The sequence below is a fragment of the Rhizobium sp. BK049 genome, assembly GCF_014193135.1.
GTDB lineage: Bacteria > Pseudomonadota > Alphaproteobacteria > Rhizobiales > Rhizobiaceae > Rhizobium.
On sequence record NZ_JACHYV010000011.1, the window covers coordinates 34,667 to 60,942 of the forward strand.

Below are 26,276 nucleotides of genomic sequence, written 5' to 3' on the forward strand. Positions count from 1 at the left end.
CCGTCAATCGGACACACGGAATTTCTGCTGGCCGGCATCAGGACAAATTCTGCCGACGGCATCGCCGGGGTGTCGTGATTTGGGAAAAAATAATGGCTTCGCCGTTTGCGTTAACGATTAAGGTACCTTCAAGTACCATAATTGGCTCAAACAGTGGCGAATTGACCACCCCGAAGAGGGATCGATAAGCATGAGGCTGCTCGCCACGGCCCGGATGTCCCCGGGATGCAACACATCCAACTTCCGAATCAGGCGACATTTCTATGACCAGCATCAATACCAACAATTGCGCGATGGCAGCCCTTCAGACGCTGCGCAGCGTCAATTCCAATCTCGAATCGACACAGAACCGTGTTTCCACCGGCTACCGGGTCGACACCGCATCCGACAACGCCGCCTATTGGTCGATCGCGACCACGATGCGGTCCGATAACAAGGCGCTGTCAGCCGTGTCCGACGCCCTCGGCCTTGGTGCGGCAAAGGTCGATACGGCTTACACGGCAATGGACAGCGCGATCGACGTCGTCGACGAGATCAAAGCCAAGCTCGTGGCCGCGACCGAAGACGGTGTCGACAAGTCCAAGGTCCAGGAAGAAATCAGCCAGCTGCAGGAGCAGCTGATGAGCATCGCTCAATCGGCTTCCTTCTCCGGCGAAAACTGGGTCGCCGGCGCTGATGGAACCGTGAGCGTCGTATCGTCCTTCGTCCGCGACGGCTCCGGCGCCGTTTCGGTGAAAATGACGGATTATGCTCTGGATACCGCCTCGATGGGCAACGTGCTGTTCGGCATGAGCGGCGGCTCGATCGAAACCTCCACCGGCATTCTCGGCACGTCGTCCGGCGCGACCGGCTCGGTCTACTCGATGGATATCACCAACTTCACACTCGGCCAGATCCAGTCGGCGCTGACAACCGTCGAATCGGCGCTCTCGGCGATGACGTCGGCAGGTGCACAGCTGGGTTCGATCTCGACCCGCATCGAACTCCAGGAAGACTTCGTCGGTGCACTCTCGGATTCGATTGACTCGGGTGTCGGCCGGCTGGTCGATGCCGATATGGAGGAGGAGTCGAGCAGGCTTTCTGCCCTGCAAACCCAGCAGCAGCTGGCGATCCAGTCGCTGTCGATCGCGAATTCGTCGTCCCAGAACATCCTGTCGCTCTTCCGCGGCTAATCCTGGCCGACGCAAAGGGAGCCGGGCGCATAGAACGTCCGGCCCAAATTCGCCGATCGAACACCGAGCCTGGCCTTCCCGGTCAGGCTCGGTCGCGTTTCGGGCATGAGCGACCAACGCCCGGCTGGTGACGATCTCCTCGCTCTGCCGGTTGACATGGCGATCGTTTCGATCGCAATCATGAAGGCTCTAGATTTCTCACCGATGCAGACATTGCCGCGCTGGCGGGATCCTCGCATGTCGGAACGACTTGAAGCTGCTCGTCCTGATGGAAGGCCCGCCATCGTCTGGCTCGGCTTCCTGGCCATGTGCGTCGGCATGTTCATGGCGATCCTCGACGTTCAGGTGGTGGCGACATCGCTGCCGACCATCCAGTCGGCGCTTGATATCGATCCGGATCAGATGAGCTGGATACAGACCGCCTATCTGATCGCCGAGGTGGTCGCGATCCCGCTGACCGGCCTGCTGACGCGGCTTCTGACCATGCGGTGGCTGTTCGTCGTCGCCATAACCCTGTTCGTGACTGCGTCCGCCGGCTGTGCGGCCAGCAGCAGCTTCGGCGCGCTGGTCGCCTGGCGGGTGCTTCAGGGCTTTTCCGGCGGGACGCTGATCCCCTCGGTCTTTTCAGCCGTGTTCATCCTGTTTCCAGATATGCGGCAAGCGCTTGCGACGACGATTGCCGGCGTGCTTGCAGTGCTTGCGCCCACTGTCGGCCCGATCGTCGGCGGCTGGCTGACCGAAACCTATTCCTGGCACTGGCTGTTTCTGATCAACATTCTTCCGGGGCTTGCCTCGGCGATCCTGGCGGCTCGCTTCCTTCCGAGGCAGGCAGCCGATCCCTCCGAGCTCAGGCATCTCGACGGTCTGTCGCTCCTGTTGATGGCGGCAGCGCTGACAGCGCTGGAACTCAGTCTCAAAGAGGCGCCGACCAGCGGCTGGACCTCGGCCTATGTGCTGAGCCTGCTGGCCGTCTGCCTTCTTTCGGGGAGCGCGTTCATCACGCGAACACTGCGCCGAGGCCGGCCGATCGTCGATCTTAGCAATTTCGGCGATCGGAATTTTCTGGTCGGCTCGGTTCTGAGCTTCATACTCGGCATCGGCCTGTTCGGCTCGGTCTATCTCATGCCGGTCTTTCTCGCTTTCATCAGGGGACACGACGCGCTCGAGATCGGCGTGACCATGCTGGTCACCGGCATCGCACAGCTGGTCACGGCGCCAGTCGCTGTTGCGCTGGAGAAGCGCATGGATGCGCGGCTGCTCTCGGCCGCCGGTTTCGCCCTGTTTGCGATCGGTGTCGGCATGAGCGCGTTTCAAGATCCGCGCTCGGATTACGATGCGATGTTCTGGCCTCAGGTCGTGCGCGGCGTCGCCATCATGTTCTGCCTGCTGCCGCCGACGCGGCTGGCGCTCGGCACGCTTCCGGCCGATCGCGTTCCCGATGCGAGCGGGCTTTTCAATCTGATGCGCAATCTCGGCGGCGCCATCGGCATCGCGCTGATCGACACCATCATCTACACACGCTCGGAGCCGCTGGGACAAGACCTCTGGGCACGCCTCCAAGCCGGCGCCATCGAGGCGGCCACGTTTGTCGGCGCGCCCGCCGAGATCCTATCGAGACATAGCGGCAGCTTCGATGCGGATACCATGGCGACGCTCGATCCGCTGGTCCAGACCGCGGCAAGCGTTCAGGCGATCAACGAAGCCTGGATGGTCGTCGCTCTCCTCACAGGCTGCGCCCTGCTCTCAGTCCCCTTCGCCAGGCGGCCGGCGCCGGCATGAGACCTGGGGAAATATCAATCGGATACAGAAACGTCGATCCATCGACCGGTTCTTTGGTCACCGTAGATATCAACGTCAATCCATGCATTGCCACGCAGGATCATATTGGCGGCTTCTCGCGTCATCGTTCCGTTCCGGAGCATCTGCTCCAGAGCTTGGCGATTTGCCGGATTGGCAAAGAATGAGTCGGATTGATCGTCATGATCGCGCACATGGTACTGATGGAAATTCGCCCTGTCTTGTCGGATGATCTGCCACGGCTGGGTAAGTCTAGCCCCATTTGAATTGTAAAGATCAGCGTCGCCGATATAGGCGCGATAGCTCTCGATCAGGCGATTGCTGTGGGTGGCCTGGACTCTCGCTTGAGCGTGCGCTGTTCCCGCCACGATGACTGAGCTGAAAAGAATCGATAATAATCTTCGCATGTTGCCCTCTTTCAAAAAGAGGGGTCTTACCGAGCGTTAAGCCAATTCGCCAAGCAAAAAGTTCGAAGGGATGTGCGGCTGCACTCGATCGCTTTACGGCACGCTCCAAATACCGATGCGTACACAGCGGTCTATACGCAGTGAACCGCTCCTTGGAACAAGACGAGCGACAGTCACCGCTTCGCATGGCGGGGCTCCCGCGTGTGAGGGAACCGCTGGCGGCCACCAAGGTTTAGCCTTTTGAAGCAATCTGCGGAGATGCGTTCAATGGCAAAACGAACCGAACTCGCTCACCAGCACCGATGGCTCGCAGACTATCGTGTTGAGGCCATCATCGCCTACCGTGGGAATTCAGCATGAACACCGAGACGATTATTTTCGATGAGAGCGACTGGGTTCCGAACAACCCGCGCCTTCCTGTAGTGCTCTACCGGGAGGTCTTTGCCGACGGTGGACCTCGCGATTTCAAAAGTCGCTTCGCGACAAATGGGTGGACCGGCATCTGGACGAACGGTGTCTTCGATTATCAGCACTACCATTCCGGTGCTCATGAAGTGCTCGGAATTACACGTGGCAGCGCTACACTGCTGATCGGCGGTCCCGGCGGTCGAGCGATCGAAGTCGCGGCGGGAGACTGTCTGGTGCTTCCAGCCGGAACCGGGCACCAAAATCTCGGCTGCACGGCGGAGTTCGAGGCCATCGGGGCCTATCCCAAGGGGCAGCATGCCGATATTCAGACTTCGGCTGCTTCGAAGGAAATGCTGTCGAAAATCTCGTCAGTACCCCTGCCCGATACGGATCCCGTTCAAGGACGGTCGGGATTTCTCCTCGAAAAGTGGCGGTAGCAATTTGCACCGCCGTTATATTTTCGTTTTCTAATCCGCTCTGCCTGACTCTGTTCCGCTTTAGGCGAGTTTCGGTAGCACTTTGATGTGAGTTTATCAGCCGCGGCAACTTGTCGGTCTTCCCATCACCGGTAAGATTTCTCTCAATCTTTTTACGCCATCCTTTGATTCCCCTCTGATATCAATCGACGAGATCTCAATGGCCCTGAACCTCAAGCGCAGTTTGCAAGTGCCACGACGCGAAGAGCTGGGTCTCCTTGCGATCAGCAACGGTTCCGGCCTGTCGATCTCGGCGCTGCCGAACGGCACGCTGTTTGAGATCCAATATGCCGACGACAAGGGAGCGGTGCAGATCAATCAGATCCAGGGCTCGCCGCTCTGCGGCGGCATCAGTCGCCTTTATCTGCGCATCGGCGGCGGCAAGCCTGATGTCGTAGAGATCGTCGGCCCGCGTGCCGATGGCCGCTTCGGGCACGACGGGGCGAGCTTTTCCTGGAGCGGCATGGCCGGCGATATCAGCTACACCGTCCGCCTCGAGCTTCATGCTTCCGAAACGGCCTGGTTCTGGCGCGTCTCGCTCAAGCATCCGAAGAAGGGAACGCTGCCGGTGGATCTGGTGCTCGTCCAGGACGTCGGTCTCGGCGATCGCGGCTTCCTGATGAACAGCGAGGCCTATGCTTCGCAATATGTCGATCACCATATCGCCGATCACGAGACATTCGGCCCGGTCGTCATGAACCGGCAAAATCTCAAGCAGTCGGGCGCCCGCAATCCCTGGCTCGTCCAGGGATGCTTCGATGGCGCGGCCGCCTACGCCACGGATGCGATCCAGCTGGTGCAGGCGAAGCACCGGCAGGGCGACCATCTGGTCGGGCCCTTCGGCAGCAGCCTTCCGGGCGAACGGCGGCAGCAGGAGACGGCATGTCCCGCCATTCAGTCGAGGCCGCTTTCCGTGTCAGCAGACGGCGCGACAGCCACCTTCGTTGCCCTGTTCGCCGCCGATCATCCCGAGGCCTCGAGCGATGCCGACCTTTCGCGGCTTGACGGTATCGCGGCACCGGAGAGTGCAACCGCCGATCCGGAGGGGGCCGCGGCCGTTCGCAGCCTGCTCCAGGATGCGCCCCTGCTGGAGGCCGAGGCGTTGGACCTGAAGGCGATCCGACAGCTCTACCCGGAGCGGAGCCTCGAAGAGCGCGCGCACGGAAAGCTTCTTTCATTTTTCATGCCGGATGGCGTCCTCAACCGCCACGTCGTCCTGCGTGACAAGGAACTCGTCGTCGCGCGGCGCCATGGCGCCATCGTGCGGAGCGGCCAAAACATGCTGCTCGACGATACCACCCTTGCCGCCAGCTGCTGGATGCAAGGAATTTTCGCCGCGCAGTTGACGATCGGCAATACGTCCTTCCACAAGCTCTTTTCGGTGTCGCGCGATCCCTACAATCTGACGCGCGCCAGCGGGCTGCGCATCATGGCCGACCTCGGGGCGGGCTGGCAGCTTCTGGCGGTGCCGTCGGCTTTCGAAATGGGACTGAGCGACTGCCGCTGGATCTATCAGTGCCCGGAGCGCAGGATCATCGTCACGGCGGTCGCTTCCGGCGAGGATGCGGCAATGCAGTGGAGCGTTACCGTGGAGGGCAAGCCGTGCCGCTTCCTGGTGTTTGGCCATATCGTGCTCGGGGAGCGCGAATATGACGCCGGTGGGCAGATCGAATTCGATCCTGAGCGTAAACGCATCTCTTTCCGGCCGGACCCGGCCTGGCTCTGGGGCGAGCGTTATCCCGATGCCGTCTACTGGCTGGTGAGTCCGACACCCGACGCCATCGATGAGATCGGCGGCGACGAGCTCCTCTATGCCGATGGCGTTGCGCGCAACGGCGCGTTCATCGCACTCAAGTCCCGGCCGACGCAAGCGCTCTCCTTTGCCGTCGTCGGCTCGATGACCGATGCCGAAGAAGCCGAACGGCTGGCGCAGCGTTACGAGGGCGGCGTCACCAATGAGGCGATGCTTGCGCCGGCATCGGCATTCTGGCGCAACGCCGTGCGCGGCATGACGATCGACAGCTCTTCCCCCGATCTCGCTGCCCAGGCGACCCTCCTGCCCTGGCTCGCGCATGACGCCATCGTGCATCTGAGCGTGCCGCACGGCCTGGAGCAGTACACCGGTGCTGCCTGGGGCACGCGCGACGCCTGCCAGGGACCGATCGAATTCCTGCTCGCCTATGAGCACGACCGCGAAGCCAGGGAGGTGGTGAAGACCGTCTTTAGCGAACAATATCTGGAAAAAGGCGACTGGCCGCAATGGTTCATGCTGGAGCCCTATGCCAACATCCGGGCGGGCGACAGTCACGGCGACGTCATCGTGTGGCCGTTGAAAGCGCTCTGCGACTATATCGAAGCGACCGGCGATCTCGCCATCCTCGACGAGAAGGTCTCCTGGCGCGACGAAAAGACCATGCAGAAGGCGCCCGTGGCCGATGCCATCGCCACCCATGTCGAGAAGCTGCTCGAGACCGTCCGCACACAGTTCATCCCGGGAACGCATCTGATCCGCTATGGCGAGGGAGACTGGAACGATTCACTGCAGCCGGCCGATCCGCATCTGCGCGATTGGATGGTCAGCAGCTGGACAGTTGCTCTGCTTTATGAGCAGATCGTCCGGTATTCCGCCATTCTGCGCCGCCTCGGCCTTGATGATAAGGCCAGGGCGCTAAGGAAGATCGCAACCGCGATGCGCCGGGATTTCAACCGGCATCTCGTGCGTGACGGCGTCGTCGCCGGCTACGGCATCTTCGATCCGGCCCATGACGGCGTCGAATTGCTGCTGCATCCGAGTGACAAACGCACCGGCCTTTCCTTCTCGCTGATCTCGATGACGCAGGCGATGCTCGGCAAGCTGTTCACGCCGGCGCAGAGGCGGCATCACATGCGGCTGATCGAAGAGCACCTGCTCTTCCCCGATGGCGTGCGGCTGATGGAAAGGCCGGCGACCTATTCCGGCGGGCCCGAAACGCTGTTTCGCCGGGCCGAATCCTCGTCCTTCTTCGGCCGTGAGATCGGGCTGATGTATGTGCATGCGCATCTGCGCTATTGCGAAACGCTGGCGCTGGAGGCGGAAGCGGAAGAGCTGTGGAAGGCAATCGCGGTCGTCAATCCGATCGCCGTCACGACGGTCTTGCCGCATGCTTCACTGCGCCAGCGCAATACCTATTTCAGCAGCAGCGACGCGGCTTTCCCCGACCGCTATCAGGCGGCGGCGCAATGGGCGCGCGCCAAGACCGGAAAGATTGCCGTCGACGGCGGTTGGCGCATCTATTCGAGCGGACCTGGCCTCTACGCCAGGAGTTTCGTCGAAAACATCCTCGGCTTCAAGCGGCGCTTCGGCCGGCGCAGGCGCACGCCGCTTCTGCCTGCGGCGCATGCCGCCGTTGCCCTGCAGACCGATCACGCCGCCTGGCGGCGACTGATGAAGCCGAAGGTGTAACCGTTCAGGAGTAAGTGCTGGCGTCGCGCAGTTCCTCGAAGCGGGCGGCACTTTTCGACAGATGGCTCCGGATGGCGCGCCGCGCGGCAGGTTCGTTGCCGTCGCGGATCGCCGAGAAAATGGCGTGGTGTTCCCTGCGCATGCGAGCGGCATGGCGCTTGCGCTCCGCAGCCGTCATCTTGTCCAAACGCGCCCATTGCCGCGGCACCATGATATTGCCGAACGTATCGAAGAGGCGGCCGTAGTAGGAATTCTGCGTCGCGACCAGGATCGACCGGTGGAAGGCGTAATCCTCCTCTGCCCCGTATCCGCCCTCTTCCAGCGCCCTGTCGAGAGCATCGAGCCGGTCCTGCATCCGGTCGATATCTTCCGGCGTGCGCCGCAGCGCGGCAAGACCGGCCGCCTCGTATTCGACCCCCATGCGCAGTTCCAGCACCCGCAGGACCTCATCGATCGACTGCAGGTCATTCGGAATGATGGAGAAGGATTTCGGTGTCGGATCGTCCGAGACGAAAGCCCCGAGGCCCTGATGGGTGGTGATCAGTCCTTTGGCGCGCAGGGTGGCGAGCGCCTCGCGCACGATCGTGCGGCTGACGCCGGTCGCCGCCATGATCGCCTGTTCGGTGGGAAGGCGCTGGCCCGGCTTGAGGTCGCCGGACTCGATCTGCGCCATCAGCGTATCGGCAAGGTTGCTGCGCAGGTTCGACGGCTGGCGAATGGTGCTGGAAAGCGCGTTGTCTTTGTCTGTCATCCCTTGTCAAATCCTGCCTTTCGGAGCGGCTGCGCCGGCCGGTATGCTTTTGCTAGCGCATGCCGGCCGGAAAGGCAAAGACGACGCGAGCCGAGACCCTGTGCTTCGTCAGTCGGCGAAAGCGATCACCGCGCCAGCCAGCCGCCGTCGACGGGCAGCACCGTTCCGTGCACGTAATCGGATGCAGGCGACGCCAGGAATACGGCAGCACCGCCAAGTTCGGACGGCGTTCCCCAGCGTCCCGCCGGAATACGGGCCAGGATGGCGGCGTTGCGATCGGGATCCTCACGCAGCGCCGTCGTGTTGTTGGTGACGAAATAACCCGGCGCGATGGCGTTGACGTTGACGCCTTTGCCGGCCCATTCGCAGGCGAGCAGCTTCGTCAGCCCCGCAAGACCGCTTTTCGAGGCGGTATAGGACGGGATGCGGATGCCGCCCTGGAAGGAGAGCAGCGAGGCGATGTTGATGATCTTGCCCCTGCCCTTCTCGACCATGTGGCGGCCGGCCGCCTGCGACAGGAAGAAGGCCGTCTTCAGGTTGACGTCGATCACCGCGTCCCAATCTTCCTCGGTGAAGTCGAGCGCATCGGCACGGCGGATGATGCCGGCATTGTTGACGAGAATGTCGAGGCCGCCGAAGGTCTGGGTCGTCTCGGCGACGATCCCCTTGACCGGTTCGATCGTGCCGAGATCGGCCTTGATAACATGGAAGCGGCTTCCTGCCTGCTTCACCAGTGCCTCGGTTTCCTCCATCGAGGAGCGGCCGACCGCAACGATCGCCGAACCAGCCTCGGCCAGGGCGGCCGCGATGGCCTGGCCGATCCCGGTATTGGCGCCGGTGACCACGGCGGTTCTTCCGGAGAGGTCGAAGAGGTTTGCCACGGTGCTCACCTCAGATCCGCAATGGCGATATGATCCATGTCGGTAAAGCTCTTGTTGTCACCGGCCATCGCCCAGATGAAGCTGTAGTTTTTGGTGCCGGCGCCCGAATGGATCGACCAGGGCGGCGAGATGACCGCCTGTTCGTTGGCGACGAGCATATGCCGGGTCTGCTGCGGCTCGCCCATGAAATGGAAGACGCGTTGGTCGGCTTCGAGATCGAAATAGAGATAGGCTTCCATGCGCCGGTCATGCGTATGCGCCGGCATGGTGTTCCAGACGCTCCCCAGCTCAATCATGGTGAAGCCCAGGGTGAGCTGGCAGGACTGGCAGACCTCCGGGTGGATGAACTGATAGATCGACCGCTTGTTGGCCGTCGCGGCTTCGCCCGGCGTCAGGTGGCGCGCCTTCTCGCGGGTGAGCAGCACGGTCGGGTGCGCTTGGTGCGCCGGCGTCGAGACCAGATAGAACTTCGCCGGATTGGCAGCATCGGCGCTCTCGAACTTAATGTCCTTGGAGCCCTTGCCGGCATAGAGGCAGTCATACTTGGCCAGGTCGTAGCTCGTGCCGTCGACGGTGATGCGGCCGGCGCCGCCGATGTTCAGGGCCCCGAGTTCGCGTCCGGCGAGGAAGGTTTCCTGTCCGATCGCCGTCGGCGCGGTCAGCGTCAGCGCGGGGCCAAGCGGCGTGGCGCCGCCGATAACCATCCGGTCATAATGGGAATATGTCAGCCGGATCTCGCCGCCTGCGAAAACGGTCTCCACCAGAAAGTGACGCCGCAGCGTTTCCGTGTCGTAATTGCGCACGGCCTCGGGGTGGGAGGCGTGCCTCACGTCGATCTGCATGTCAATTTTCCTTCAGCTTCGTTGTCGTCACCCATCGTCGCTATTGCGCAAGCCCATCCGTCAGGCGTCTTCCGCTGCGGCGGTATCCGTTTGGTTACATAGTTGTACGACAAGTTTGGTGTCAACAGGTTTGTCCGGGACTTGGCTGAGCAGACGTGAAGCGATCGCCAGCGGCCGCTTTTGGCGCGGCGGACACACTCCTCCGCCGAAACGAAAAAAGCCTGCCGCGGGAGGAGGTGCGGCAGGCTTTCGATAAAAACCGAACGACAGCTGGGAGGAGGAGTGCTGCCGTTCCCGCAAGCGACCCTGGGAGGAGGATGGGGCGCCTGCATGTTCGAAGGGATGCGGGAGGAGGTGCATCGCTTCGATGGAATAATCATACTTATTTCCTGCTCAGATGATAGGCATTTCTTTGCAGGGCAGCTATGCGTTATGCGAAAAGCGGGGATCTCGCCATCGGACGGCCAAACGCCAAAAGCAAAGCGCCCGCTCGGGAGGAAGCAGGCGCTGGGCAAGTCTCGAAAATGGTGGTCTGTCTGGCGTTAGCGGGCGACGGCTGCGCGCGCAATGTTGCGGATGTCGCCGCGGCCGATGCCGAGGTCATCCAGTTCGCGCGTGGACATACGGCCCAGTTCAGCGACCGTCTGACGGTACTTGCGCCAATTGTTGAAAGAGCGTGCTACGTTCATGATGATCCCCTTTCCGTGGGCTTTCGAAGCCTAGCTGCCAGTCCTTGGCGCTTCGTTTGCTTCGATGCGCTGCATATAATACGGGACCCTCGGTTGTTGCAGCGCCAATGCATCACTGCACCTATGCGATAACTGCATGGGTTCTAAAGCGCAGCGGTCGACGTCAGGCTTTGAAGCGGTCGAACGCCGTCAGCCGGACGAGCGGCGGATCGGCCTCCCACCGGTAGATTTCCGACCGCAGAAAGGAAAGCTCGCCACCGAGATCGTCTTCGCCGACTTCGATCCACCAGGATTTCAGGCGGCCATCGCTTCCGTCCGACCAGCGGTAGCCCCTTGCCTTCAGATGATCCTTCATCTCGAATGGGCTGTGTTCGGCAAAGATGCGGATGCGGCAGCGCTGGCTGGCGCGGTACAGCTCGGCGAAGGGGCTTTCACCGTCGCCTTGCTGTCGATCGAGAATCTCCAGGAGCGCATGGCAATCGTCCACCGCTCGGTGGCCTTCGTGAAAATAACCGGCCTGGCCGACGAGATAACCGAGCTTCGTGCCCTCGAAGCCGCGGGCGCTCCAGTCGATCTCCGAAACCGAGCACGCCCATGCCTTGCCGGCGAAAATGGGTGAGAAGGCCTCGCAGAACGGCCGGTCGAACCCGGCATTGTGGGCAATGATGAGGTCCGCCGGTTCGATCAGGGCACTCAGTGAGGCCATGTCGATGACCTGTCCTTCGACCATAGCCTCGGTAATCCCGGTCAGCCTGGTAATGTCGGGCGGGATCGGCCTGGAGGGCTGCTGCAGGCCGCCATAGATGCCGACCACATCGCCGACCGCGCCGTCATCGCTGAAGGTGAAGGCGACGGCGCCGATTTCGATGATCTCGTCGCTGCGGTGATTGAGGCCCGTTGTCTCGGTATCGAGGATGACGCCGAGCCGCGAAAATCCAGGCTGTCTCGCCACCGCGACCGGCCGGGCGGCGAGTTTCCTCAGGATCCGGTAATTGCCGCTCTCCTCGAGTGCGCGCGCCATGTCTTCAGCGGAGGGGGCCGGCGGTGACGGCCGCCGGCGCGATGGACCGCGTCCTTCGGCCATTGCGGGCGATGCCTTGGCAAACATGTCGAGTTGCGAATCTCTGTGCACGCTCATCGAACCTGTATGTCACGGAGGCGCGGGCGAATCCATCGCCCGCGGCGCGCTATGCCCAGCCCTTGCCTTTCATGGTCAGGAAAGTTTAGCTGAGGATCAGCGGCTGAAGGAGAATCCATGTCCCGTGACGACATCATGGACGCCGACGAAGACGTCGTCATCATCGGCGCCGGCGCTGCCGGTATTGCCGCTGCCCGACGCCTACTGGCAATCCGGCCCGGTCTTTCTGTCCTCCTGCTCGAAGCCGCTGACCGCCTTGGTGGCCGGGCCTGGACGGTCGGGCTGCCCGGAACCGGCGATGTGGGTTTCGATCTCGGTTGCGGATGGCTGCACGGGGCGCGGACCAATGCCTGGACGGAGATTGCCGGTGAGATCGGTCTGACGGTCGACCGCTCGCCGGCACCCTGGAACGGCGGGCGGCGGCTCCAGCGGGATGATGCGGAGATCCAGGCGGCGCAGCAGGCGATCGGCGCTTATTTCGAACGCCTCGAAAGCCATGAAGGCACGGATAGCGACCTGGCAGCAGAGCTCCAGCCGGACGGTCGCTGGAACGGCCAGATCCGGGCGATCGGCACTTACATCACCGGCGCAGAATTGGAGCGCTCGTCGATCGCCGACTACAACAGGTATGATCCGGGCGCCGGTCCCGACTGGCGTGTGCGGCAGGGCTACGGAACATTGATCGCGCTTTATGGTGCGCCGCTCCGGACAAGGTTTGGCGTTGAAGCAAGACGAGTCGACCACCGCCATGCCGGCCGTATCAGCATCGAGACGAGCCAGGGATTGATCACCGCCCGGACTGTGCTCGTCACTGTTTCCACGAACGTGCTTGCCGCCGGCAGGATCGCCTTCGATCCTCCCCTGCCCGACAAGATCGAAGCGGCAGCTCGTTTGCCGCTGGGGCTTGCCGACAAGCTTTTCCTCGGCCTCGCCGATCCGGAGGCAATGCCGGCGGATACGCATATGCTCGGCTCGACCAGTCGCGGTGCGACCGGCACCTATCAGCTGCGGCCGTTCGGCGCTCCAGTCGTCGAAGCTTATTTTGCCGGCGATCTCGCGCATGATCTGGAGCGGGCGGGAGCGGAGGCTGCCTTCTCCTTCGCCGCGGACGAGCTGGCGGCACAATTCGGCGCCGACATCCGCAAGCAGCTGTCGATGGCGGCGGTCTCGGCTTGGGCCGCGACGCCTCATATCGGCGGTTCCTATTCCTATGCGGAACCCGGCGCCTCCGATCTGCGCGGGGTCCTTGCCGCACCGCATGACGGGCGGATTTTCTTTGCCGGCGAAGCCTGTTCGCGCGCCCGTTATTCGACGGCACATGGCGCCTATGAGACCGGTGTTGCCGCCGCCGATCTGATCGCTGCTCTGTTTCGGCAAAATCCGTAAACGTTGTCGGAAATATTTTTTCCCACTTGTCGCACGGGCGGGATTGGCTATTCTGCACTCGCCCCCGCGCTACCCCAGCTTGGGGCGCTATACCTCATCCGGCGGCAGAGGCCGCTTCAAGCACGATATTGTCATTGATTGCAGGAGCCCCGGCTTCTACCCCGACGATTTTGCGCGTCGGCCGCGGGTATCCGCATGAGGAGGAAGACATGGATTATCGCAAGCTCGGTCCGAGCGGGACCGTCGTCACCGCCTATTGCCTCGGCACCATGACCTTTGGCGCGGAGGCCGACGAAGCGGCCTCGCACAAGCTGCTCGACGATTATTTCGCCTGGGGCGGCAATTTCATCGACACCGCCGACGTCTACAGTGCCGGCAAGTCGGAAGAGATCATCGGCCGCTGGCTGAAGGCGCGCCCGACTGAGGCCCGCCAGGCGATCGTCGCCACCAAGGGGCGTTTTCCGATGGGCAACGGACCCAACGATATCGGCCTGTCGCGCCGGCATCTCGGCCAGGCGCTCGACGACTCGCTGCGCCGCCTCGGCCTCGAGCAGATCGACCTCTACCAGATGCATGCCTGGGACGCGCTGACGCCGATCGAAGAGACGCTGCGCTTCCTCGACGATGCGGTTTCATCAGGCAAGATCGGCTATTACGGCTTCTCCAATTATGTCGGCTGGCATATCGCCAAGGCTTCGGAGATCGCCAAGGCGCGGGGTTATACCCGTCCGGTGACGCTGCAGCCGCAATACAGCCTGTTGGCGCGCGACATCGAGCTCGAAATCGTCGCGGCCTGCCAGGATGCCGGCATGGGTCTCCTGCCGTGGTCGCCGCTCGGCGGCGGCTGGCTCACCGGCAAGTACAAGCGGGACGAGATGCCGACCGGCGCCACCCGCCTTGGCGAGAATCCCAATCGCGGTAGCGAATCATATGCGCCGCGCAACGCTCAGGAACGCACCTGGGCGATCATCGGCGCGGTCGAGGAGATCGCCAGAGCCCGCGGCGTCAGCATGGCGCAGGTGGCGCTCGCCTGGACGGCGGCGCAGCCGGCCGTGACCTCGGTCATCCTCGGCGCCCGCACCCCCGAACAGCTCGCCGACAATCTCGGCGCGATGAAGGTCGAACTCTCCAAGGAGGAGATGGCGAAGCTCAACGAGGTCAGCGCCCCGCAACCTCTGGACTATCCCTACGGCAAGGGCGGCATCAACCAGCGCCACCGCAAGATCGAAGGCGGCCGCTGAGCCCTCCGGCCGCAACTGAACGAAGCCTGTCTGCTTCATGCCGAAGCGGACAGGCCGTCCGGGTCGAGGCTTATCGACTCGTGCTTTGGGCTGCTGGTCGGTCGCCCGTGCTGCCGATTGTCTTCAGGTAGATCGATAAAAGCTGCGTCTGCGAGGAGATGCCGAGCTTGCGGTAGACGTTGCGGCGATGGACCTTCACCGTGCCCGTCGAGATGTTGAGCCTGAGGCCGATCGATTCCGAGGAATGTCCCTGCAATACCAGATCGACGATCGCGGTTTCGCGGCTCGTCAACTTGAGGTCGCGCCAGACAGTGTCGGCCGGCTGCAGCGCCTGCGCCGCCGCACCGCTTTTCCTCCCCTTTCGCAAGCCGGCATCGCGTTGCGCGTCGAAGCGGGCGCCGAGCCGCGGCCAGAAATGCCGGACAAGGCTCGCCACCAAAGGTTCGGCCTTTTTCAGAAGCGCGAATTCAGCCGGCGGAAACGGGCCGGTCTTTTCCCGGCGCATCAGCGACAGCACGACGGTGATATCGTGGTCGAGTGTCACGAAGAAGCCGATCTCCTCGGCAAGTCCCGTCTGGACATAATAGCTCCGGTAATATTCGCTGGAGAAGAAGCGGTCGGGCGCCAGCTCGCGCATGCGGAAGACGCCCGGGCGGCGCGCGCGGGCGGTATGGTAAAATGGATCGAGCAGGTACGGACCAACCTGATAGAGGGTGACGAAAACGACGTTTTCCTCTGGATCGAAGGTGCTGTAGAGATCAATCGGCCGCTCCTTGCCGCGATAGGCAAAAACCACGACATAATCGAAGCGCACCAGCGCCGCCATCATCCGGCGGAAAGTCTCACCAAACTCCGCATCCGCCATGGCGGGCTTTCCGACGGTGACGTCGAAAGCCTGAAACAGCGCCTCGAGATCAATGCTCATCGATAGCCTCTCCAAACCGTCTCAGCAGGAATACGCTAAGTTTCATATACACCTTCCACGAAGAGATGTGAGGCAGAATACCTCTTTCGGGGTATATACCGCGCCGACGGCCCTGGCTTACTGTTTCCCCAACGACGGTGGCAAAAAGGCAGCGCTAGACTGCCCATACCAACCAACCGCAGGGAACAGACGCGTGGCATCCGCTTCGACGAACGATATCGAATTCCGTTCGGTCACCAAGAATTATGGCGCGGTGACCGCCGTGACCGACATAAATCTGAATGTACCGAAGGGGGCTTTTCTCGCTCTGCTCGGCCCTTCCGGCTGCGGCAAGACCACGTGTCTGCGCATGATCGGCGGCTTTGAGCAGCCGAGCGAGGGCGCCGTGCTGATCGACGGCCGGGAGATGAACGGCGTTCCGGCCTATCGCCGCCCCGTCAACATGGTCTTCCAGCATTATGCCCTGTTTCCGCATTTCAACGTCGAACAGAACGTCGCCTATGGCTTGCGGCAGATGCGGCCAAGGATTGCGGCGGCCGAGATCAATCGCCGCGCGGCAGAAGCGCTCGAGATGGTGCGGCTTGGCGGTTTCGCCAAGCGGCGCATCCACGAGATGTCCGGCGGCCAGCAGCAGCGGGTGGCCTTGGCGCGCGCGATCGTCAACCGGCCTTCGGTGCTGCTGCTTGACGAGCCGCTGGCCGCGCTCGACAAGAAGCTGCGCTCGGCCATGCAGATCGAATTGCAGACGTTGCAGCGCGAACTCGGCATCACCTTCGTGCTCGTCACCCACGATCAGGAAGAAGCGCTGTCGATGGCGGACGTCGTCTGCGTCATGAGCGCCGGGCGCATTCGTCAGCTCGGTACGCCGCAAGAGGTCTACGACCGCCCGGCCGATCTTTTCGTCGCCGATTTCGTCGGCAAGACCAACCGGATCGGTGCGACGATGGAAACCGGTGGCACGACGCTGCGCCTTGGCGACGGTTCGGCGCTTGCAGCCATTGCCCGCCCTGGCCTTGCGACGGGCGACGTGATCGTTGCGATCCGTCCCGAGGCGATCCGGTTGACGCGGGCTGCGGTCGGCAGCACGTCCTTTGCCGGCACGGTCACGCACCGCATCTTCCTCGGCTCCTCGGCCGAATATGCCGTCACTGTTCCGGGTCTCGGCGATTTCCTCGTCACCGCCGACCGGCGCAGCATGAATGAGAGCGATCTGGTCGAGCCAGGTGAAGCGGTTTTCCTCGGCTTCGATCCCGATATGGCTCACGTTTTTCCAGGCGAGGTTTCTTCACCCCAAGTTTCACAAGCACCGAATGCATAAACCAGAACAAGGGAACAGCATCATGAGCAAGGACTACAAGGATCATCTGCCTATTACGCCTGAAGGCTTCATGGACGAGTTCATGCGCCTGAAGCGCGGCTCCGTCAGCCGCCGCCACTTCCTCGGCGTCACCGGCCTCGGGCTTGCGACCGCCGTGCTGTCGCGTTTCCCGGGTGCCCTGTCGACGCCCGCCTACGCCGAGGACCTCGGGACCCAGATGTCGATCGCCACCTGGCCGAATTACCACGACCCTGCGACCTTCGAGAATTTCAAGGCGGCGACCGGCGTTGCCGTCGAGGTCAACGTCTTCGGCTCCAACGAGGAAATGCTGGCCAAGCTCCAGGCGGGCGCCTCCGGGTGGTCACTCTTCGTGCCGACCAACTACACGATCTCCACCTACCACAAGCTCGGCCTGATCGACGAACTCGATCTCTCCAAGATCCCGAATTTCAGCCAAGCGACGGAAAATCCGCGCTTCACCAAGGAAGGCATGATCGACGGCAAGACCTATGCCGTGCCGAAGAACTGGGGTACGACCGGGTTCTCGGTCAATACCGCGAAGATCAAGACCAAGCTTTCGAGCTGGAAGGACTTCTTTGACATCGCCCAGACGGAAGCCGACGGTCGCGCGATGGTGCACGACTATCAGTTGACGACGATCGGCAGCGCGCTGGTGTCGCTCGGCTACGATTTCAATTCGATCAAGGCGGACGAACTCGCCAAGGCCGAGGAACTGCTGATTAAAGTCAAACCGCACCTTTTCGCCATCAACAGCGACTACCAACCGGCCATGCGCGCCACCGACGCCTGGCTCACCATGTGCTGGACCAATGACGGGGCGCAGCTCAACCGAGACGTTCCCGAGATCGCCTATGTGCTTGGCACCGACGGCGGCGAAATCTGGACCGACTATTACGCAATCCCGAAGGACGCGCCGAACAAGGCGGCGGGTTACGCGCTGCTCAACTACCTCATGGATCCGGCCAATGCCGTCAAGGAGCACGTCGCCAATGGTGCACCGACGACTGACAGCCGGGTCATCGCGCTGCTGCCGAGGAGATCACGGCGAACAAGATCGTCTATCCGGACGAGGCTTCATTGACGCCGCTGGAATTCGGCGCGGCGGTGACGTTGACCGATCCAGGCCGGGCGGAGCTGATGGCGCGTTTCAAGTCGGCTTGATCGCCGTTCCCAACTCCGGCCCCACCGCCTTGGCGCGAGGGGGCCGGTCTCGTGCCTAGAATCGGCGGATAAAGAACCTTTCGATGCCTTTTGCTCCTGAAACCAATCGGCGCCTTGTCACCGCGGCTCTTGTCGGTCCGGCCAGCATCTGGCTGTTCGTGTTCCTGGTGCTGCCCTTCATCGCCATCATCGTATTTGCCTTCGGCGAGCGGGCGCCCGAAGGTGGTTATCAGGCGGCTTTTACCTTTGCGCAGTTTGCCAATCTCGGTTCGCGCGCCGCAGCCTTCAAGAACACGCTGATCCTTGCGCCGATCGGCGCTTTCGCCTGCCTGCTCGTCGCCTATCCGGTTGCTTATTACCTCGCCGTCAAGGCGAGCGCCAAATACCAGCTGCTGCTGGTCTCCCTTGTCGTCGTGCCCTTCTGGACGAGCCTTCTCGTGCGCACCTACGCCTGGATGTACATCTTGGGCGCGCGCGGCATTCCGCATCTCTTGGAGATGGTCGGCATCGAAAATGTCAGGCTGCTGAACACACCGGGCGCCGTGCTGCTCGGCATCGTCTACGGCTACCTGCCGCTGATGATCATGCCGATCTATGTCAGCCTCGAAAAGCTCGACCGCCGCCTTCTGGAGGCCTCCGCCGATCTCGGCGCGCGGCCGCTTTCGACCTTTTTCGGCATCACGCTGCCGCTGTCGCTTCCTGGCGTGATGACCGGCATCGCCCTCGTCACCATCCTGCTGCTTGGCGAATATTTGATCCCGCAGTTGCTTGGCGGCGGCAAAGTCTTCTTCATCGGCAATGCGCTGGTTGATCTCTTCCTGCAGTCGCGCAATTGGCCGTTCGGCTCTGCGATCGCCGTCACTCTCGTCGTTGTCGTTGTCATCGTGCTGTTGATTGCCATGCGCATCGCCTGGCGCGTTGCCGGTACCCGCCAAGTGGATCTCGTCTGATGCGCGCGCTGGTCACCGCAGTCTACCTGTTCCTCTATACGCCGATTGCCCTTGTCGTGCTGTTCTCCTTTAATGCCGGCCGCAATGCCAGCGATTTCACCGGCTTCTCGACGCAATGGTATGGCAAGGCGCTTGCCAACACCTTCCTGATGGAAGCGCTGCAGAACAGCCTGGCCATCGCCTTTACCAGTGCCGGGCTGGCGGCCATTTTCGGCACGATGGCGGCGATCGGCATGGAGCGGCTCGGCGCCCGGGCGCGAGCGGTCTTCGACGGGCTGTTTGCTGCGGCGATCGTCGTTCCCGGCGTCGTTATCGGCATTGCGACGCTGGTGGCGCTGGTCGAGGTCTTCGGCTTCGTCAATCCGCTGATTGCCGCCGTCTGGCCAGGCGAACAGGCGCCGAAGCTATCACTCGGCTATGGCTCGATCATCGCCGCCCACGGCCTCTTCACCATGGCGCTGGTGACAATGATCGTCAAAGCACGCATCGCCAGCCTAGGCCGTGACATCGTCGAAGCGTCGAGCGATCTCTACGCCACGCCTTTCACCACTTTTCGCCAGATTGTGCTGCCGCAGATCCTGCCGTCAATCCTGGCCGGCTTTCTGCTCGCCTTCACCTTCTCCTTTGACGATTTCATCATCGCCTTTTTCGTCGCAGGTTCGAACACGACACTGCCGATTTATGTCTTCGCCTCGATCCGTCGTGGCGTGACGCCGGAGATCAACGCCATCGCCACGATGGTGCTTGTCGCATCGCTGGGACTAATCCTCATCGCGCGCTTTCTGATGCGCGAGAAAACAACAAACTGAACGGGAAACACCAATGATTCTTGAAAATCGCGTCGCGATCGTCACCGGAGCGGGCTCGGGCATCGGCCAGGCCGGCGCGCAGATTATGGCAGGAGAAGGTGCTTTCGTCGTCGTGGCCGACCTGAATGCCGCCAGTGCCGCCGAAACCGTCGGCCGGATTGAGGCCGCCGGCGGCAGGGCTGAGTGCCTTGTTCTCGACGTCACCGACGACACGGCACTCGAAGCCGGCATCGCTGCGGTCGCCGAACGTCACGGCCGGATAGACATCCTCCACAATCACGCCGGCGCACAGGTGGCGGGCGATCTGGAGCAGGTCGCTGTCGAGGGTTTCGACAGGTCCTGGAGCCTGAATGTCCGAGCGCATTTCATGGCGGCTCGCTTCGTCATGCCGCTGATGAAGAAGGCGGGCCGCGGCGTCATCCTCAACACCTCTTCCTCGTCGGGCGTACTCTACGATCGCGAGATGATCGCCTATACGACGACAAAACATGCGGTCATCGCGATGACCCGGCAGATGGCCGGCGACTACGCCAGGTTCGGCATCCGCGTCAACGCGCTCTGCCCGGGCTGGGTGGATACGCCGTTCAACGAACCCTTCATCGCCCAGATGGGCGGCCGCGGCGCGATCGAGGCCTATGTCGCCGAGAAGGTGCCGCTCGGACGCTGGGCTGATGTCTCTGAAATCGCCGAGCCCATTCTCTTCCTGGTCTCGGACCGTTCGTCCTACATGACCGGGCAGATTCTCGTCGTCGACGGCGGCGAGACCATTGTCTGACGGTGGTGGAATGGGTTTGCCCCTAGGTCGGATCGGCTGACCCTCATCGGATCAAATCAAGGAATCAGCGCATGAAAAAGCCGCCATGTTTCCATGGCGGCTTGGCGGCTTTTCTGCTTGGGAGGCGATTTTAAGCCGGAAGCTGAAAGAACCAGTTGGCGAAAAGGACGATTGCCAGGCCGCCGACAAGTGCGAGATAGGGCAGCATGCCGGCTTTCTTGACGCCGAGATCCTGGCCGATGAGGCCGAGATCCTCCATCGCGCCTGCCGGGAACTTGCCGCCGTCGCGGACATAGTGGCGATAGGCGAAGACCGGCAGGATCAGGGCGGCGAAGATGAAGCCGACCCAGAGCGCATTGGAGTAACCCCAGACCTTGGCGCCGGCGCCGAGGAAGAGCGCGTTGACAAAGGCGAGCACGGTGTTGAGGCCGATCAGCCAGCTCGGCGCCTTCCAGGGGCGTTCGATATGGCCGGAATCTATCCGGTGGATCCAGCCGGAATTGAGGTTCAGGAAATTGAAGATGATGTAGCCGACATTCGAGACGGCAAGCACGAAGAAATAGCCGCCGGCATCCGAAGCGATCGCCAGAAGGAAGAGGTTGAAGGCGAAGTCGGTCCACATGGCCCGCGTCGGGGCGCCGTGCTCGTTGGCATGGTCGAGATATTTCGGCAGCCAGCCATCCTTCGAACCCTGGTAGAGCGTGCGCGACGAGCCGGCCATCGCCGTCATGATGGCGAGGAAGAGCGCCAGGATCATCAATACGACGAGCAGCTGGGTGATCACCCGGCCGGCGCCGATCAGGCCGCCGAGCGCTTCGGCAACGCCCGTGCCGTCGACGATGCCCGGGGCGAGCATACCGGCATGGCCGAGAACGCCCTGGAAGGCGAATGGCACCAGGAAGAAGAACAGGCAGCAGGCCAGGCCGGAATAGAAGATCGCCTTGAAGGTATCGGTCTTCGGGTTCTTCAGTTCCCGGGTGTAGCAGACCGCCGTCTCGAAGCCGTAGGTCGACCAGGCGGCGATGTAGAGGCCGCCGAGAAACAGCGTCCAGCCGCCATTGCTCCAGGTGCCGTCGGAGGCAGTATAGGCGGCGGTCGGCGGCAAGAGGCCGGTGACGTTGGCGGCGACCACCTGGCCGCTGATGATCGGGTAGAGGCCGATGATCAGCAGCGGCACCAGCACGATGATCGCCAGCCACTTCTGCACGCTTGCGGTTTCCGAGATGCCGCGATGCTGGATCGCGAAGATGATCAGCATCAGGATGCCGCCGATGAAGAAGGTGGCGTTGATGTTGGCGGTGGCGAGGTATGGGATGCTGAAGCTTGCGAGCGACCAGCTGCGGATCGCCGGCGTCAGAGCGGCGACGCCGTCGGCGCCGAGCAGCGCCTTGACGGCATCATCAGGCGTCGTGCCGGCATGGGCTGCAATATATTCGGCGACGCGGGGGCTGTCGGCCGCAACGGAAGCGGCATGCGCGGCGATCCAGTCGAGGACCATTTGCGAATCGGCTGCCGGAATCGGGAAAAATGCATTGAGAATGTAGCCGGCGGCGATGGCGCAGCCGAGCGAAAGCACCGGCGACCAGGCAAACCAGTTGCACCAGACCGACAGCGGCGCGATGAATTTCGAATAGCGCAGCCAGGCGGTGGCGCCGTAGACGGAGGCCCCGCCGGATTTGTTGCCGAACATGCCGGCGATCTCGGCATAGGTGAAGGATTGCAGGAAACCCATCACCATCGAGATGATCCAGACGACGAAGGCGAGCTTGCCCGTCGTGCCTGCGATGCCGCCGATGGAGAAGAGAACGAGCGGCGGCACGCCCGCAGCCACCCAGAATGCGCCCTTCCAGTCGAGCGCGCGTATAAGCTTACCTTCGGTGCCGGATGCAATTCCGGCCTCCACAATATCTGTCATCGGTGAAATTCCCCATTCGATTGTTCCGGACGTATCTCTGTACGTCTCCCTGAACGTGTCTCCCTGACCGTCTCAAGCCCGCTCGGATGATTTTGGCGATCCGCGCTCCCGACGGATTCTCCGAGTCTCAACTCTTGATGCATAGTGAAGATATTTTCTTTTTAGTCAACATCACTTTACTTTCCACAGGCATTTTGTAACCTGTATGGGTGTATGCCGAAGGGCATGCCGATCCCCATGAGGGTAGAATGCAAGAACTTCATCCTATTATGCCAGGCCCTCGAACGGTCGTTCCGAGCCTCGTCCATTATCCCGGTATTCCAGCCCTGCCGGAGGGCGCTGAACGCTACCGGGCAAAGGGTGGCGGATCGGTCGTCGTGCGCGTGGAGGCGGGCGACCGCGTGAGCGTCATCGACAGCGAAGGCGGGCAGATTTGTGAGCTCTCCTTCCTTGACGAAAAAGGTCGCTTCCAGGCAGCCGGTCTCGGAACGGCATTCAGCAATTCAGCCGAGGGTTTGAAGGCCATTCTTCAGGCGGAGGATGAGAGTGCTGCCCGCACGCGCGCGGCACTTCAGCGGCGCGGGGCCGATCTCGCAGCCGCCGGAGCGCTCCGCATCTTCGGGGCAGGATCGACGCCGGGCAGCGGGGCAGAGTTCACGATTGCCATGAAGGGTCTGCTGATCGTTGCGGCACCCGCCGGCGTCATGTCGCCAGAGGCGCAGGACACGGCGACGCCGATCGAGATCCGGATCAAGCGCAGCCTGCTGATCCGCGACTATGCCTCCGCCCTGCCGGAACCGGCGGCCGATCCGATCGAGGATATTCGCATCCGGGCGGCGAGCGCCGCCGCCTATTTCGTGCGCGCCGGCGAATTCATCCAGATCATCGACGTCTATGGGCGCCAGTGCACCGATTTCCAGGCCTTTGCCGCCCGCAAGGTCGACAAGGGGCTCGATCTTGCGCTCGATTCGACCGTCACCCGCACCCTGCTCGGCCGCAGCTATCCCACGCCCGGCCTGCCATCCAAGGCCTTCGACCGCGACTTCGAGCCGCTGGTCGAGGTCGTTCAGGATACGGTCGGCCGCCACGACGCTTTCGCGACCGCCTGCAATTCACGCTATTACGACGACATGGGTTATCCCGGCCACGTCAACTGCACGGACAACTTCAACGCGGCGCTGGCACCTTACGGTATTGCCGGGCGCAAGGGCTGGGAAGCGCTGAACTATTTCTACAACACCAATATCGACCACAACAACCAGCTCTATCTCGACGAGCCCTGGTCGCGTCCCGGCGATTACGTGCTGATGCGGGCTCTGACCGATCTCGTCTGCGTCTCATCGTCCTGCCCTGACGATATCGATGCGGCGAACGGCTGGGATCCGACGGATATCCACGTCCGTACCTTTTCCGGAAAAGAAAAATTCTCACGAGCGGTAGCCTATCGCATGACCCCAGATGCCGACGCCGAACTGACGCGCGAAACCGCCTTCCATCCACGCCTCTCGGCGTTGACGCGAGATTTTACGGAATATCGCGGCTACTGGCTGCCGAACCGCTTCTCGTCCGAAGGTCCGGTCGAGGAATACTGGGCCTGCCGCGAGCGCGCCGCCGTCATCGATCTCTCGCCCTTGCGAAAGTTCGAAGTGACGGGCCCGGACGCCGAGGAACTGCTGCAATACTGCGTGACGCGCGACGTTCGCAAACTCTCGACCGGCCAGGTCGTCTATTCCGCGATGTGCTACGAAAATGGCGGCATGATTGATGACGGCACGCTCTTCAGGCTCGGCGACAAGAACTTCCGCTGGATCGGCGGCGATGATTTCAGCGGCATATGGCTGCGTCAGCAAGCCGAGAAGAAGGGCTTCAAGGCCTGGGTTCGCTCATCGACCGATCAACTGCACAATATCGCGCTGCAAGGCCCGAGGAGTCGCGATATCCTGAAGGAGATCATCTGGACCGCGCCGCGCCAGCCAGCGATCGGCGAACTCGAATGGTTCCGCTTCGCCGTCGGCCGCATCGGCGGATTCGAGGGAGCCCCGGTCGTCGTCTCGCGCACCGGCTATACCGGCGAACTCGGCTACGAGATCTTCTGTCATCCGAAGGATGCGCTGACGGTGTTCGACGCCGTCTGGGAGGCAGGCCAGCCACACGGGCTGAAGCCGATGGGGCTGGAAGCGCTCGACATGGTCCGCATCGAGGCGGGCCTGATCTTCGCCCACCACGAATTCACCGACCAGACAGATCCGTTCGAGGCTGGCATCGGCTTCACCGTGCCGCTGAAATCCAAGCAGGACGATTTCATCGGCCGCGAAGCGCTGATCCGGCGCAAGGAGCATCCGCGCCATCTGCTCGTCGGCCTTGATATCAAGGCCAACGAGGCGGTTGGCCATGGGGACTGCATCCATATCGGCCGGGCCCAGATCGGCGTCGTCACCAGCGCCACGCGCTCGCCTGTTCTCGGCAAGACGATCGCGCTCGCCCGTATCGACGTGATGCATGCGAGCCCGGGCACCGAGGTCGAGATCGGCAAGCTCGACGGCCACCAGAAGCGCCTGCCGGCGACGATCGTGCCGCTTTCGCATTACGATCCGCAGAAGGCGCGCCCGCGATCGTAACCCACTTCGTGTTCAGGAGACGACGACCGGTTCTCCGTCGTCTCCCGGATCTTGCCTCAAGCGGCCTGTACGGCTGCGTTCAGCGGGATTTCGACGTCGATCTCCAGAGTGGAGACAAACTCGTTGCGGTCGATCGTCACCTGCACCTTGTCGTGGTCGAGCTCAACATGCTTTGCGATTACCGCAAGGATTTCCTCGCGCAGCAGCGAAACAAGGTCCGATCCGGCCGATGAGCGTTCGTGCGCAAGGAGGACCTGCAAGCGTTCGCGGGCGGCGGGTGCCGTTCTCTGCTTGTTGAAAAGACGGAAGATGTTCATGCTGCCCTCCGTCCGAAGATCTTGCCGAAAAGATTGCGCTTTTCCTCGGGGATCGTGATCGGCAAGGTTTCGCCGGCGAGCCGGCGAGCGGCATCGAAATAAGCCATCGCAGCCGCGCTGCGGCTTTCCGCCAGCGTCACCGGGGCACCGATGTTGGAGGCGCGCAGCACATCCATGCTCTCTGGCACGATGCCTAGAAGCGGGATGGAGAGGATCTCCAGAACGTCGTCGACCTTCAGCATGTCGCCGCGCTCGGCGCGGTTGGCGTCGTAGCGGGTGAGCAGCAGATGCTTTTCCATCCGCTCGCCGCGTTCGGCCTTGGCGGTCTTGGCATCGAGCAGGCCGATGATCCGATCGGAGTCGCGCACTGACGAGACTTCCGGATTGGTGACGACGACGGCGACGTCGGCATGGCGCATGGCAAGCGTTGCGCCGCGCTCGATCCCGGCGGGGCTGTCGCAGATGATCCAGTCGAAGTAGCGCTTCAGATCGTTGATGACGCGCTCGACGCCCTCGGCTGTCAGATTGTCCTTGTCGCGGGTTTGAGAGGCCGGCAGCAGGAACAGCGTCTCCAACCGCTTGTCGCGGATCAGCGCCTGGGTGAGCTTGGCGTCGCCCTGGATGACGTTGATCAGGTCGTAGACGACCCTGCGTTCGGCGCCCATCACGAGGTCGAGATTGCGCAAGCCGACGTCGAAATCGACGACGACGACCTTTTCATTGCGTTGCGCCAGCGCCGCTCCCAATGCGGCGGTCGAGGTCGTCTTTCCGACCCCGCCCTTGCCTGACGTGACGACGATCACTTTCCCCATTTCTCTCTCCTTTGCCGTGGCCGCA

The 26,276-nt window shown here is 62.3% G+C and carries 21 protein-coding genes and 1 pseudogene; 12 read left to right on the forward strand and 10 right to left on the reverse strand.

Annotation, left to right across the window (positions count from 1 at the left end):
- Positions 1 to 263 precede the first annotated feature (263 nt).
- Positions 264 to 1,172, forward strand: a complete 909-nt coding sequence (locus FHT70_RS13630; RefSeq protein ID WP_183701928.1) for a flagellin — start codon at positions 264 to 266, stop codon at positions 1,170 to 1,172.
- A gap of 237 nt (positions 1,173 to 1,409) precedes the next feature.
- Positions 1,410 to 2,951 carry a DHA2 family efflux MFS transporter permease subunit gene (locus FHT70_RS13635; protein WP_183701931.1) on the forward strand — a complete coding sequence of 514 codons (1,542 nt, stop codon included), beginning with the start codon at positions 1,410 to 1,412 and terminating at the stop codon, positions 2,949 to 2,951.
- Between the two features lie 14 nt (positions 2,952 to 2,965).
- On the opposite strand, the gene FHT70_RS13640 is transcribed toward FHT70_RS13635, so the two are convergent.
- Entirely contained in the window at positions 2,966 to 3,376 is a 411-nt protein-coding gene (locus FHT70_RS13640) for a hypothetical protein (RefSeq protein ID WP_183701934.1), read from the reverse strand.
- Positions 3,377 to 3,732: 356 nt separating this feature from the next.
- Here FHT70_RS13640 and FHT70_RS13645 point away from each other — a divergent pair, with 356 nt between their 5' ends.
- Positions 3,733 to 4,221, forward strand: a complete 489-nt coding sequence (locus FHT70_RS13645; RefSeq protein WP_183701938.1) for a cupin — start codon at positions 3,733 to 3,735, stop codon at positions 4,219 to 4,221.
- A 199-nt stretch (positions 4,222 to 4,420) separates the two neighbouring features.
- Positions 4,421 to 7,702 carry a cellobiose phosphorylase gene (locus FHT70_RS13650; RefSeq protein ID WP_183701941.1) on the forward strand — a complete coding sequence of 1,094 codons (3,282 nt, stop codon included), beginning with the start codon at positions 4,421 to 4,423 and terminating at the stop codon, positions 7,700 to 7,702.
- Between the two features lie 4 nt (positions 7,703 to 7,706).
- Here the strand turns inward: FHT70_RS13650 and FHT70_RS13655 are convergent, their stop codons facing one another.
- From FHT70_RS13655 to FHT70_RS13675, 5 genes are all read right to left on the reverse strand, one after another.
- Complete coding sequence (locus tag FHT70_RS13655; RefSeq protein ID WP_183701944.1) at positions 7,707 to 8,453, reverse strand: FadR/GntR family transcriptional regulator; 747 nt, start codon at positions 8,451 to 8,453, stop codon at positions 7,707 to 7,709.
- A gap of 125 nt (positions 8,454 to 8,578) precedes the next feature.
- Positions 8,579 to 9,343, reverse strand: coding sequence for a 2-dehydro-3-deoxy-D-gluconate 5-dehydrogenase KduD (gene kduD / locus FHT70_RS13660; RefSeq protein ID WP_311043969.1), 765 nt, complete (start codon positions 9,341 to 9,343; stop codon positions 8,579 to 8,581).
- Positions 9,340 to 10,176 carry a 5-dehydro-4-deoxy-D-glucuronate isomerase gene (kduI, locus tag FHT70_RS13665; protein ID WP_183701947.1) on the reverse strand — a complete coding sequence of 279 codons (837 nt, stop codon included), beginning with the start codon at positions 10,174 to 10,176 and terminating at the stop codon, positions 9,340 to 9,342. The genes kduD and kduI overlap by 4 nt, the downstream gene beginning before the upstream one ends.
- A gap of 542 nt (positions 10,177 to 10,718) precedes the next feature.
- The gene (locus FHT70_RS13670) at positions 10,719 to 10,865 is read right to left on the reverse strand and encodes a DUF1127 domain-containing protein (RefSeq protein ID WP_097601364.1); all 147 of its coding nucleotides are present in this window, start codon (positions 10,863 to 10,865) and stop codon (positions 10,719 to 10,721) included.
- A 163-nt stretch (positions 10,866 to 11,028) separates the two neighbouring features.
- Entirely contained in the window at positions 11,029 to 12,003 is a 975-nt protein-coding gene (locus FHT70_RS13675) for a 3'-5' exonuclease (protein WP_183701949.1), read from the reverse strand.
- A gap of 117 nt (positions 12,004 to 12,120) precedes the next feature.
- Between FHT70_RS13675 and FHT70_RS13680 the strand changes: the two genes are divergently transcribed.
- Both FHT70_RS13680 and FHT70_RS13685 read left to right on the forward strand, forming a co-directional pair.
- Positions 12,121 to 13,389, forward strand: coding sequence for an NAD(P)/FAD-dependent oxidoreductase (locus tag FHT70_RS13680; protein WP_183701951.1), 1,269 nt, complete (start codon positions 12,121 to 12,123; stop codon positions 13,387 to 13,389).
- 209 nt (positions 13,390 to 13,598) lie between these two features.
- Positions 13,599 to 14,630: an aldo/keto reductase gene (locus FHT70_RS13685; protein ID WP_085781189.1), complete on the forward strand. Its 1,032-nt coding sequence runs from the start codon at positions 13,599 to 13,601 to the stop codon at positions 14,628 to 14,630.
- 70 nt (positions 14,631 to 14,700) lie between these two features.
- On the opposite strand, the gene FHT70_RS13690 is transcribed toward FHT70_RS13685, so the two are convergent.
- Positions 14,701 to 15,555: a helix-turn-helix transcriptional regulator gene (locus FHT70_RS13690; protein ID WP_183701954.1), complete on the reverse strand. Its 855-nt coding sequence runs from the start codon at positions 15,553 to 15,555 to the stop codon at positions 14,701 to 14,703.
- A gap of 193 nt (positions 15,556 to 15,748) precedes the next feature.
- Between FHT70_RS13690 and FHT70_RS13695 the strand changes: the two genes are divergently transcribed.
- The 5 genes and pseudogenes from FHT70_RS13695 to FHT70_RS13715 all read left to right on the forward strand — a co-directional run bounded on the left by FHT70_RS13695 (position 15,749) and on the right by FHT70_RS13715 (position 20,589).
- Positions 15,749 to 16,873, forward strand: a complete 1,125-nt coding sequence (locus FHT70_RS13695; RefSeq protein ID WP_183702014.1) for an ABC transporter ATP-binding protein — start codon at positions 15,749 to 15,751, stop codon at positions 16,871 to 16,873.
- Positions 16,874 to 16,895: 22 nt separating this feature from the next.
- Positions 16,896 to 18,055, forward strand: a pseudogene (locus FHT70_RS13700) (spermidine/putrescine ABC transporter substrate-binding protein).
- A gap of 83 nt (positions 18,056 to 18,138) precedes the next feature.
- Entirely contained in the window at positions 18,139 to 19,005 is an 867-nt protein-coding gene (locus tag FHT70_RS13705) for an ABC transporter permease (protein WP_183702017.1), read from the forward strand.
- Positions 19,005 to 19,814 carry an ABC transporter permease gene (locus tag FHT70_RS13710; protein ID WP_183702021.1) on the forward strand — a complete coding sequence of 270 codons (810 nt, stop codon included), beginning with the start codon at positions 19,005 to 19,007 and terminating at the stop codon, positions 19,812 to 19,814. The genes FHT70_RS13705 and FHT70_RS13710 overlap by 1 nt, the downstream gene beginning before the upstream one ends.
- A 13-nt stretch (positions 19,815 to 19,827) precedes the next feature.
- Entirely contained in the window at positions 19,828 to 20,589 is a 762-nt protein-coding gene (locus FHT70_RS13715) for an SDR family oxidoreductase (RefSeq protein WP_183702024.1), read from the forward strand.
- 130 nt (positions 20,590 to 20,719) lie between these two features.
- Here the strand turns inward: FHT70_RS13715 and FHT70_RS13720 are convergent, their stop codons facing one another.
- Positions 20,720 to 22,504: an APC family permease gene (locus FHT70_RS13720; RefSeq protein ID WP_183702028.1), complete on the reverse strand. Its 1,785-nt coding sequence runs from the start codon at positions 22,502 to 22,504 to the stop codon at positions 20,720 to 20,722.
- A 248-nt stretch (positions 22,505 to 22,752) separates the two neighbouring features.
- Here FHT70_RS13720 and FHT70_RS13725 point away from each other — a divergent pair, with 248 nt between their 5' ends.
- Positions 22,753 to 25,122 (forward strand): DUF1989 domain-containing protein, encoded by a 2,370-nt coding sequence (locus FHT70_RS13725; protein ID WP_183702030.1) that lies wholly within the window; start codon positions 22,753 to 22,755, stop codon positions 25,120 to 25,122.
- A gap of 56 nt (positions 25,123 to 25,178) precedes the next feature.
- Here the strand turns inward: FHT70_RS13725 and minE are convergent, their stop codons facing one another.
- Positions 25,179 to 25,439 (reverse strand): cell division topological specificity factor MinE, encoded by a 261-nt coding sequence (gene minE, locus FHT70_RS13730; RefSeq protein WP_011428260.1) that lies wholly within the window; start codon positions 25,437 to 25,439, stop codon positions 25,179 to 25,181.
- Complete coding sequence (gene minD, locus FHT70_RS13735; protein ID WP_064684611.1) at positions 25,436 to 26,251, reverse strand: septum site-determining protein MinD; 816 nt, start codon at positions 26,249 to 26,251, stop codon at positions 25,436 to 25,438. The genes minE and minD overlap by 4 nt, the downstream gene beginning before the upstream one ends.
- Positions 26,252 to 26,276 lie beyond the last annotated feature (25 nt).